The organism is Actinomycetospora flava, assembly GCF_037400335.1.
GTDB classification, from domain to species: domain Bacteria; phylum Actinomycetota; class Actinomycetes; order Mycobacteriales; family Pseudonocardiaceae; genus Actinomycetospora; species Actinomycetospora flava.
In genome coordinates, this window is the sequence record NZ_JBBEGM010000006.1 from 366575 (window position 1) to 377131 (window position 10557).

Below are 10557 nucleotides of genomic sequence, written 5' to 3' on the forward strand. Positions count from 1 at the left end.
AATCCCCGCCGTGGACCTGGTGCTGGGGCTCCGGCTGTTCGTGCGCGGCGCGGTGACGGTGCTGCGCACCCCGCGTCCGCTGCTGCTCGGCGCGATCCCCGCGTTGATCGTGTCGGTGCTCTACCTCGCGGCGCTGGGCACGCTGATCGCATGGTTGCCCGACATCGCGGCGGCGCTGACGCCGTTCGCCGACGGGTGGTCCGAGACGCTGCGGACCGGGGCGAGGATCGCGGCGGGCGCGGCCGTGGTGGCCGCCGGCGCGGCGGTCGCCGTCGTCACCTTCGTCGCCGTGACGCTCGCGGTCGGCGGCCCGTTCTACGAGAAGCTCGCCGAGATCGTCGACGAGAGCGTGGGCCCGGTGCCGGGCGTGGTGGAGCCGTCGTGGGTGCGCTCGGTGGGACGCGGGGTGCGGGACGGTGTGCTGCTCATCGGGCTCTCGGTGCTCGCCGCGATCCCGCTGTTCGTGCTGGGCTTCGTGCCCGTCGTCGGGCCGGTGCTCGCGCCCGTGGCCGCGGCGCTGGTCGGCGGGCGGCTGCTGATGATCGAGCTGACCGCGCCGGCCCTGCAGCGCCGGGGCCTCGATTTCGGCGCGCGCCGTCGGCTCCTGCGCACCCGCCGCCTGGCGACCTGGGGCGTCGGCATCCCGACCTACCTGCTCGCGGCGATCCCGTTCGTCGCGGTCCTGGCGATCCCCGCGGCCTCGGCCGCCGCGACCCTGCTCGCCCGCGAACTGCGCGGGGAGCCGACGGATCCGGTGCGCCCGGCACCGCGTGGCACTCAGGCCGGCGCGTAGGCGGCCCAGTCGGGCATGGGGGTGCCGGCGAGGCTGGCGCCGAGGCGGTCGAGGTACCAGCGCCAGCCGGCGTCGATGTCCGCCGGCGTCACGCCCTCGACGAGGCGCTGCGCGAAGACGAGGACGGCGCCCTTCTCGTGGGCCTCGACGGTGAGGTCGAGGTGCCAGGACTGCTCGTCGGGTGCCGGGAACTCGACGACGAGGTGGCGCGGCGGGTCGCAGGCGAGGATCAGCACGTCGGTGGGCTCGTCGACCTCGCCGCCCGCGTCGACCTCGCCGGTCAGCGTGAACGAGACCGTGCCGCCGACGCGCGGCTCGCCGGTCCACGTGCCGATCCAGCGCCCGAGCCGCTCGGACTCGGTGATCGCGGCCCAGACGTCCTCGACGGGGTCGGGGTACTCGCGGCGCCAGACGGCCGTGGTGGCGCCGTCGGGGTCGGTGCGGATCTCAGCCGGCGGCGTGGTCATCGGTCTCTCCTGGGTCGTCGAGTCGTCGGGCGCGCCGCCCGCGGTGCATTTCGGTGTCGAGGGCGTCGAGGCGGCTCGCGGGGCCCGGTGGTGCGAGGGGCGCGAGGGGCCGGAAGCGCCCCAGCCACGCGTCGAGCTCGGCCAGCGGGCGGCGGTCGAGGGCGTAGATCCGGTGCTGGCCGGCGACCCGTGACGTGACGAGCCCCGCCTCGCGCAGCACGCGCAGGTGGCGGCTGATCGCGGGGCGGCTGACCGGGAAGTCGGCAGCGATCTCGCCCGCCCCGACCTCCCCGCCCGCGAGGCGCTCGACGATGGCCCGGCGGACCGGGTCGGCGAGCGCTTCGAGGGGCAGCACGCCGCTCATGTAACCAGAGCTTTCATTAACCGTCCAGTTACCCATTGGTCGAGCGCGTGGCGTTACGGACGTTCAACGTCAGCGACGCCACGTCGCTGACAGCTACAGCAGCGTCGGCTGCTCGTCCTCGTCGTCGCCTTCCGCCACCGTGACCGCCGGGGCGTAGCGGGCGGCCGCGGGCAGGACGCGCAGGGAGCCCTCGGCCTCGCGCGCCACGAGACGCATCGCCTCGAGCAGGCCCACCACGTCGGCGGCGAACCGCTCGGCGTCGGCGATCGCGGCCTTGGACCAGTACCGCCCGTACTCGCCGACCAGCTCCGCGAGCACCTCGCGCACCGACGGCCACGGGATCGGGTCCGGGTCCTCGGCCGGCCGGAACTGGTAGATCAGCTCGCTGACCAGCAACAACGCCGCGTGCGCCACGGTGCCGCTGCCGGGGAACGCGATGTCGGAGCAGCCGCCGTCGACGTCGAGCGCGGCGAAGCCCTCCTCGCGCGCCTCCACCACGAGCCCGGTGCGCGCCTCGATCCGCCGGGCCTCGTCGCCGGCGTGGCGGCGGAGCTCGGCGAACCGCGCGGGATCGAGGTCGCCGGCGAGCACCGCGGGGTCCTCAACGAGCCGCCGCCGGGCCGCCGTCGACGCCGACCCCCGCTCGCGGGCCCGGACGAGCAGGTCGTCGGCCGACTCGGCGCCGACCACCGCCCCGGTCGGCAGCAGCGCCATCCGGTCGTTGCGGACCTCGAGCAGCGCGTCCGCGTCGGCGTCGTGCTCGTAGAGGCCGACCCCGCGGTCGAGCTCGCGGACCATCCCGTGCGCGATCAGCCAGCGCAGCGCCGTGACCAGCGCCCGGCGCGACGCCGTGTCGGTGTCCATGACGATCCCGGCCTCGGCGGCCGCGGAGTGCACGCCGTTGACGAGGTCGCGCAGGCTCGTGCGGTCGGGTCCCGACGTCGTCGCCGCCAGCACCAGCGCGAGCGCGGTGTACTCGGCGGGCGTGAAGGCACGCGGCGTCGTGGAGATCGTGCGCAGCGGCCGGTCGGTGGGCACGTGCCCGACCTTGACCAGGCGCGCCGTGTCCGCCGTGACCACGAGGCGGTAGTTGAGCTCCTGGGTGAACCACGCGTCCAGCGCGTCGGCGTGCCGCCGGACCAGCGCGACGACCTCGGGGTCCTGCTCGACGGTGCGCCACGGCCGCGTCAGCAGCGCCCGCGTCGCGGTGACGAGCTCGCCGTCGCGCTGCGGATCGCTCCGCGCGGCCGTCACCGTGGGCCCCCACCCGACGAACGAACGGCGCTTTCGCTGCTACTGGCGAAACGAGAGCGCCGTTCGTTCCCGGACACGCGGCACCCCGCAGGCGCCCGAACGCCGACCACGGTGACACGAACGGCGCCTTCGCTGCTTCCGAAGCAGCGAGAGCGCCGTTCGTTCGTCACGCCACCGACCGCGGCCCTCACGGCGCCGGCTCCACGGTCAGGGTGAGGTCGCGGACGCGCAGCGCGCCGGCGTGGGTCGGGACGGTCGTCGACGCCCCGGGCGCGCGGACGACGGTGCAGCGCACGCCGTCGAGCGCCACGGTGCCCGAGGCCCCGGGGGAGACCGCCGGGCCGAGGTCGGCGACCGCGCGGGTCAGCACACGCTGCAGCTCGCGCAGGGCGGGCTCGGACAGGCGCGCGGTGAAGCCCTCGGCGCCGGTCTCGAGCAGTTCGGCGCGAGCGGCCGCCGCCCTCTTCTCGGCCTCGGCGCGGCGGGCCAGCAGGTGGCGTCGCTCCTGGCTGCGGTCCTGCACGCGGCTGGTGCGCCCGCGGCTGGTGGCGTCACCGCGCTCGCGCAGGCTGATCGGCACCTGGGCGGTCGGCGCGTCCCACCACGACATCGACGCGTCGACGGGGTCGGTGTCGTCGCCGCCCGCGCCGCCGAGGTGCCGGGCGCCCGCCAGCCCGAAGGCCGCCGCGGCGAGCTCGTGCACCGACGAGGGGTCGCCGCGGTCGAAGAACAGCGCCAGCCGCAGGTAGTCGGCGCGCCGGGAGGCGCCCGCCGTGCCGGTGCGCGAGAGGCGCGTGAGGTTCTGGGTCAGGGTGCGGACGGCGTCGACGGCGTCGCGCTCGAGCACCTGGATGCGGCTCGGGCGCCCCACCCCGCCAACGAACCACGACGCGAGGTTCTCCCAGTCGGCGGCCGACGCGCCCGGCTCCCGCCGTACCCGCACCGACGACAGCCCCGCCGCCGCGACCCGCGCCGCCAGCCCGTCCGCCGCCCGTTCGACGATCACCGGCACCCGCGGCAGCACCGTCTCCAGCAGCGACGCGAGCGGGCGCGCGCGGCGGCGCAGGGCCTCGAGGCGCTCGCCGACGTAGCCGACGAGCACCTCGGAGAAGAACGCGAACTCGTCCTCGTCGAGGTCGAACCGCGACTGCCACTGGTTGATCGCCGCGAAGAACTGGGTGATCTCCGCCGAGAACGCGACGTGCGGGTCGAACACCGCGCGCACCGCCTCGGCGAGCTTGTTCGGGGGCGCCGTCGCGGGATCCAGCCCCACGAGGAGATCCAGCCCGGCCCGCAACTGGTCGAGCCGCCCCAGCGACACGTCGCGCACGTCGTCGACCTGCGCGAGCACACCCTCGACGAGGTCGTGCACCTCCTGGCCGACCCGGGTGATCAGGTACCGGTTGCGGCGCCGGTAATAGTCCTCGACGGTGCCGACCTGGCCCACCGACGCCGACACCTCGAGGTTGCCCCAGCCCCGCAGCGCCTCGAGCCGGGCGGTCACGGTGGCCTCGTCGAGCTCCGTGCCCGCCTCGGCGAGCCGCGCCGTCACCTCCGCCGGCGTCAGCTCCGCGAAGAACGTCCCGGCGAACACCGCGAGAATCGCCCGGTACTCGGGCGACTCGGTGACGTAGGCGAAGACGCTGGTCCGCACCCCGTTCATCCGCGCACCTCGAGAGCCGACCCGTCCCATCGGTAGTGCACGAGGGCGATCGCGCGCAGCTCCGGGTCGCGCAGCACCTCGGTGATCGCCAGCGCCGGGACCGTCGGGTGCGTGCCCCACAGCCGCTCCGAGGTGACGACGAAGTCGACGTCGAGGTCCACGAGCAGACCGAAGAGCTTGGCGTGGTTGTCCTCGGACACCTTCGCGAACGCGTCGTCGAGCAGCACCAGCCGTGGCGCGCCGACACCGTGCGGGTCGTGCGCCGCGGCGCTCGCAGCGGCCGCCGCGGCCATCGGCAGCACGGTGACCAGCTTCTTCTCGCCCTCCGACAGCGTCGTCCGCCGGGTCAGCAGCTCGTCGCTGCGGCCCGGGCGGCGCAGGTAGAGCCGCATCTCGTGCCACGTGCGGTAGTCGAGGACCTCGCCGATCACCGTCCGGTACGACGCCTCGGGGTCGCGGACGCGGGCCGCCTCGACGAGCGACTTCACCGCCTCGCGGACCTGGTCGTCCTCCTCGGGCGAGCGCAGGTCGGGGTGCTTGCCGAGCAGCTCCAGCGCCGTCGCCGTCTCCGGGTCGAGGTCGCCGCGGGGCCGCCAGTCGAGGCGCACACCGATGCCCTGGCTCGACGTGACGCCCTTGAGGATGCGGTTCATCCGGTCGACGAGCTCGCGCGCCGAGAACAGGGCGTCGGCGACCTCGCGGGCGATCCGGCCGTGCAGCAGGTTGCGCAGCGCCTGGTCCTGCTGCGCCGAGAGCAGGCTGGTCGCGCGACGGCGCTGCACCGCGACCCGGTGCACCATCTGCGCGAGCACCGCCCGCGACGGCCCGCTGACGTGCACCGCGAGCGGCATGCCGTCGGCACTGCGGCGGCTCTCGATGTCCCAGCCGCTGGCGAGGTCGTCGCGCGCGGTGCGCAGCGCCTTCTCCAGGGCGTCCTCGCTGACGGGACGCCGCGGGGCGGGCAGCCGGTCGCGCAGGGCGGCGACGAGCTCCTCGGCGCCCTCGACGGAGTCGGCGACCGAGGGCAGGGGCTCGGGGGCGGACTCCTCGTCGTCGGCGTCCTCCGCGGGCTCGGACGATCTCTCCGCCGCCTGCAGCAGCCCCGGCACCGCCGCGGCCTCCGCCAGCCGGCCGCGCGCCGACCGCGCCGCGCGCTGCTTCTCGTCGAGGGCCCGGCGGGTCTCCTCGAGCGTCATCTCGGCCTTCGACAGGGCCACCGCCGCCGCGGTCTGCTGCTCGCGGGCCTCCTCGAGACGGGTCGCGACGGACCGCAGACGCTCGTCGAGCTCCCCGACCCGTGCGGCCACCTTCGCCGGCTCCTCGCCGAGCGACTCCTCGATCGTCGTCAGCTCGGTGCGCACCGAGGCGGCTCGGCCGCTCGCGTCGCGGTGCTCGCCGACGGCGGTCGCGTGGTCGGCGGCGTCGCGCTCCCAGGCGGTGATCGCCTCGCGCCAGGCGCGGGCCGTGCGGGCGACCCGGTCGCGGGCCGAGTCGACGGCGGCGAGCGCCCGCTCGGCGTCGACCACCGCCTCGAGCAGGCCGTCGAGCCGGTCGGGGTCGGTCGGCACGCCGGCCTCGGAGGCCGCGCGCGACAGGGACGCCCACGCGTCGTCGGCGCGGCGCCGGGCGTCGGCCGCGGCGGTCGTGAGCTCGCGGTGCCGGGCCTCGGCGCCCTCGGCGTAGCGGACGGCGCCGGTCGCGGCGGCCACGGCGTCGTCCACCCCGCGCGTGCCCGGCAGCTCGGCGACCAGCCGGCGCAGGGCTTCGGCGTGCGCGTCGAGCGCCTCGGCGACGGTCGCGGCGGCGTCCCGGCGGGCCTGCGCGTCGGCGATCGCGGTGGCGAGCTCGGCCAGCCGGCGCTCGCGGGCCTGGGCCCGCGCGCCCGCGCCGACGTGCTCGGCCGCCGACTTCGTGTGCCGCCCGCGCAGGGGGCCGGCGGCGAAGCTCCCGTCGGTGGCCACCCGGACGGGGCCCGCCGTCGTGCCGACCGAGGACAGCACCCCCGCGATCGCGTCGACGGCCACCGCCCCCGTGTCCACCGGCGCGAGCAGGGTGTCGAGCGCGGGACCGTCGGCCGGGGCCCCCGCGCCGACCACCAGGTCGCCCGCGCGGAGGGTCCCGGTGGAGCCGTCGACGTGCGCCGTGAGCAGCCCCGACGCCTCCAGCGCCGCCTCGAGCCCGGCGCGCTCGGCGTCGTCGAGGTGCTCGCGGAAGTCGACGAGCGTGGCGAGCAGCACGCCGTCGACGACGTCGTCGTCCCCGCGCCAGGAGCCCCGGGGCAGCGGCAGCTCACCGGCCGCCTCGACCCGCGTGTGCTCCGCGCGCAGGCCGGTGAGCTCCTCGTCGGTCTCCTCGACGCGCGCGGCCGCACCACGCCGCGCCCCGTCCAGCTCGCCCGTCACCTCGTCGGCGACCCGCCGGCCCCGGGTGCGCCGGGTGTCGGCGGCGTGGCGCAGGTCGTCGTCGGGTGTCTCCGGCTCGGACGCGGGCACCGTGAGCCAGTCCGTCGACCCGCCCGGCTCGCGGGCCGGCGCGTCGGCGGTGTGCTCGGCCAGGCGCCGGGTCCAGCCGGCGACGGCATCGGCGTGCTCGTCGGCGGCGGCGCGCGCGGCCCGGCGGGCGGCGGCGGCCTGCTCGGCGGCGGCCTCGTGGGCGGTCTGCGCCTCGCCGGCGGCGGACTCGGCGGCGTCGGCGGACTCGGTGGCCCGGCAGGCGCCGCGGGCGTGCCCGGCGACCTCGCGGACGGCCGTGCGGTGGGCGCGCAGGGCGTCGCCGACGGGCGTCAGGTCGAGGTCGCCGGTGAGGTCGTCGTCCTCGACCGGCACGTCGACCGTCGTCTCGCCGGCCTCGTCGCGGCGGGGCTCGGTGACCGGCGCCGGCGGGTCGGGCAGCTGCGCAACGGCACCCGGGGCGGACGCGGCACGGGCGGCGTCGGCGACCGCGCGGAGGTGCTCGGCGACCCCCGCGAGGTCGGAGTCGAGCTGCCCGCGCGCGGACCCGACCGTGGCGGCCGCGGCGACGACGCGCTCGCGGGCCCGGGCGCGGTGCCCGTCGAGGGTGGCGACGTGGGCGTCGGCGCGGGCGACCTCGTCGCGGCGCCGGACGAGGTCGGCGTGCGCGGTGTACTCGGGCAGCGCGGCGAGCCCGGCGCGCTCGGCGGTGGCCTCGGCGTGCTCGTCGGCGAGGTCGCCGGTCGCGCTCGCGGCCGCCTCCTTCGCGGCGGTCGCCTTGTCGACGCCGGTGCGGTCGCGGTCGACGCGCTTCGCGGCGGTGCGGGCGGCGTCGACCGCGGCGGCCGTGTCCTCGACCGCGGCGGCGAGCACCCGGCGGGCGTAGTCGGTGTAGGTCTCGACGGCCCCGTCGAGCGCCCCGGCCGTGCGGGCGAGGTCGGTGACGTTGCGGCGGTGGTCCTCGAGGTCCTCGAGCGGCTGGGCCGCGTCGTGCACGGCGTCCTCGGGCACCGGCGGCAGCGCCTCGCGCAGCGTGCGGGGCAGGTCGGTGTCGATCCGGTCGCCGACGCGGGGGTTGCGGACCTGGTGCAGCAGCCGGAAGTACGCCGTCGGGTCGACGCCGCCGAAGAAGCGGCGGGCGATCTCGGCGCGGTACTCGGCGGTCGAGGTGAACACCTGGCCGCGCGTGCCCAGCTCGGAACGCAGGACGTCGATCGAGAACGGGACGTCGGCCTCGGTGAGGCGCAGGTCGATCCGGACCCGGCGGTCGGTGGAGAACCACCAGGTGGCGACGCGGTCGGTGCTGCGGTTGGCGCGGATGCCGCAGCCGACCGTGCGGTACTCGCCCGCGCGCTCGAACTCGATCCACAGGTAGCCGGTGCGCTGGGTGTCGTCGTGGTCGGAGAGCATCCAGCTGCGCAGCACCCCGCGCTGCTCGCCCGCGGCGTCGATCTTGCGCACGTCCGCCTCGAGCAGGAACGGCAGCAGCATGTTCATCGCCGTCGACTTGCCCGAGCCGTTGACCCCCCGCAGCAGCAGGCGTCCGTCGGCGAAGTCCAGCACCTCGTCCTGGTACTGGTAGACGTTCAGGATGCCGGCGCGGGAGGGCTTCCAGCGCAGCTGATCGTCCCCCTGATCGTCTCCTGGCACCCGGACGAGGGTACGGAGCACTTCTCGGGGCGTGGGTTCAGGTGCCCGCCAACCAGTCGGGGTCGCCGACGAGATCCAGCACCTCGCGGGGTGTGTCCACGAAGCGCGGGTCGCCGGCGGCGCCTCGCTGCCAGGTCAGGGCGCGGGCGATCACGCCGGCGCGGCAGGCGGTCTCGGCTCGGGCCCGGAGCTCCTCCCGGGTCCCGAGATCGCTGTAGACCTCGAGGTAGGCGTCGCGGGGGCGGGTGATCGCGGGGTCGGTCTCGCTGACGTGGAGGGTCCGGCGCAGCGAGCCCAGCGCCACGAGCAGGCTCGCGAACGGGTGGGCGAGCACGGCGTCGCCCCAGTCGGCGAAGCGACCGTCACGCAGGACGTTGCCGACGTGCAGGTCCTGGTGGTCGACGGTGCTCGGGGCGGTGCCGTCGAGCTCCTCGGACCACCGCCGGACCCGCGCCCTGTCCCCGTGACCGCCGATCGCCGCGAGGGCCTCGTCGTAGCGCGCGGGGAGCGCGGCGGGGGAGGCGTCGGGCACCCCGAGGGCGCGCATCGCGTCGAGGTGGGGTGCGACCCGGCGCTGGAGGTCCGCGTAGCGGGCCAGGGCGGCGGTCATCGCGGCGGACGGGTCGGCGCCGTCGTCGCGGACGCTCGGGCCGGTGTCGGGCAGCAGGAGGCGGTGGTGCTCGAGGTCGACGGCGAGCGGGGTCGCGACGGCGTCGGGCGCGACGCGGGCGAGCAGCGCGTGCAGCCCGACCTCGGACGCCATCCCGGGCGCGGGCTCCTTGAGCCACACGGGCCCGTCGGCGGTGGGGACGCGCAGGACCGTCGACCAGGCGCGGTGGCGCTGGACGACCTCGCCGGCCGGGTGGAGCCCGGTGGCCGTCGCGATCCAGGCGAGCACATGGTCGCGCCAGGCGTCGGTGCCGCGCTCGCTCACCCGGCCATCGTGGCCGACTACCGTGCCGGGCGTGCTCGTCGTCCTGCCCCCGTCGGAGACCAAGGCGCCCGGAGGCCGCGGGCGCCCGCTCGACCTGGACGCGCTGTCGTTCCCGTCGCTGAACCCGACGCGCAAGGTGCTGGTCGACGAGGTCGTGGCGCTCGCCGCCGACCTGCCCGCGTCTCGCCGGGCTCTGGACATCTCCGATCGCCAGGACGACGAGATCGCCCGCAACGCGGCGCTGTGGACGTCCCGCACGGCGCCCGCGCTGCGCCGCTACACCGGCGTGCTCTACGACGCGCTCGACGCCGCGTCGCTCACGACGGCGGCACGGCAGCGCCTGGTCGTGTGCTCGGCGCTGTTCGGGCTCGTCGGGGGCACCGACCCGATCCCGGCGTACCGGCTGTCGGGCGGCAGCGCGCTGCCGGGGCGGGCGGGAGACGAAGCGCAGCGGAGCTCGACCGATGGTCGGAGCCTGCGGACGCTGTGGCGCCCGGAGCTGATGCCGCTGCTCGCCGAGCAGGACGACCTGGTCGTGGACCTGCGCTCGGGTCCCTACATGGCGCTCGGCCCGGCGCGCGGCGCCGTCACCCTCGACGTGCACAGCGAGGCGGCCGACGGCTCGCGGACCGTGGTGAGCCACGCGAACAAGTCGCACAAGGGCCACGCGGCGCGGCTCCTCGCCTCGTCGCGGCGGCGCCCGAAGGACGCGGGCGGGGTGCTGGCGCTCCTGCGTGATGCCGGTCTGCGCGTCGAGCAGGCGTCGGACAACGCCCTGGTGCTCGTCGTCCCCCGCTGAGGTTCGGCGCAGCCCGGGTGTCTCAGCCTGGCGGCCACGCTGACGTTCAACGTCAGTTTTCCCGCCAGCTCGACCCGCCGAGATCGTGGAGGCTTTCCTGACGTCTGACGTCAGCGTGGCCGCCACGCTGGAACACCCGGCACCCCGCCGACCACTCGGCATCGGCGTGTCGCGCCGGCGACG

8 protein-coding genes are annotated in these 10557 nt (G+C 76.5%); 2 read left to right on the top strand and 6 right to left on the bottom strand.

Annotated elements, in window-relative coordinates:
• Positions 1-10 precede the first annotated feature (10 nt).
• The gene (locus tag WCD58_RS17030) at positions 11-793 is read left to right on the top strand and encodes an EI24 domain-containing protein (RefSeq protein ID WP_337704245.1); all 783 of its coding nucleotides are present in this window, start codon (positions 11-13) and stop codon (positions 791-793) included.
• Here the strand turns inward: WCD58_RS17030 and WCD58_RS17035 are convergent.
• The 6 genes from WCD58_RS17035 to WCD58_RS17060 form a co-directional block, all read right to left on the bottom strand.
• Positions 778-1260, bottom strand: coding sequence for an SRPBCC domain-containing protein (locus WCD58_RS17035; protein ID WP_337704246.1), 483 nt, complete (start codon positions 1258-1260; stop codon positions 778-780). The genes WCD58_RS17030 and WCD58_RS17035 overlap by 16 nt on opposite strands.
• On the bottom strand, positions 1241-1624 hold the full coding sequence (locus tag WCD58_RS17040; protein WP_337704247.1) for an ArsR/SmtB family transcription factor: 384 nt from the start codon (positions 1622-1624) through the stop codon (positions 1241-1243). Before WCD58_RS17040 ends, WCD58_RS17035 begins: the two co-directional genes overlap by 20 nt.
• Before the next feature lie 93 nt (positions 1625-1717).
• Entirely contained in the window at positions 1718-2878 is a 1161-nt protein-coding gene (locus tag WCD58_RS17045; RefSeq protein WP_337704248.1) for a TIGR02678 family protein, read from the bottom strand.
• Positions 2879-3065: 187 nt separating this feature from the next.
• A complete protein-coding gene (locus WCD58_RS17050) occupies positions 3066-4541 on the bottom strand; it encodes a TIGR02677 family protein (RefSeq protein WP_337704249.1) in 1476 nt (491 codons plus the stop codon).
• On the bottom strand, positions 4538-8641 hold the full coding sequence (locus WCD58_RS17055) for a TIGR02680 family protein (protein WP_337704250.1): 4104 nt from the start codon (positions 8639-8641) through the stop codon (positions 4538-4540). The genes WCD58_RS17050 and WCD58_RS17055 overlap by 4 nt, the downstream gene beginning before the upstream one ends.
• 37 nt (positions 8642-8678) lie before the next feature.
• Entirely contained in the window at positions 8679-9575 is an 897-nt protein-coding gene (locus WCD58_RS17060) for a phosphotransferase family protein (RefSeq protein WP_337704251.1), read from the bottom strand.
• A gap of 31 nt (positions 9576-9606) precedes the next feature.
• Between WCD58_RS17060 and WCD58_RS17065 the strand changes: the two genes are divergently transcribed.
• Positions 9607-10374, top strand: coding sequence for a YaaA family protein (locus WCD58_RS17065; RefSeq protein WP_337704252.1), 768 nt, complete (start codon positions 9607-9609; stop codon positions 10372-10374).
• Positions 10375-10557: the final 183 nt, after the last annotated feature.

Excerpts from the sequence above, each read along its gene's own strand:
- WCD58_RS17050 (WP_337704249.1), bottom strand. The coding sequence starts at position 4,541 with ATGAACGGGGTGCGGACCAGCGTCTTCGCCTACGTCACCGAGTCGCCC.
- WCD58_RS17035 (WP_337704246.1), bottom strand. The coding sequence starts at position 1,260 with ATGACCACGCCGCCGGCTGAGATCCGCACCGACCCCGACGGCGCCACC.
- WCD58_RS17040 (WP_337704247.1), bottom strand. The coding sequence starts at position 1,624 with ATGAGCGGCGTGCTGCCCCTCGAAGCGCTCGCCGACCCGGTCCGCCGG.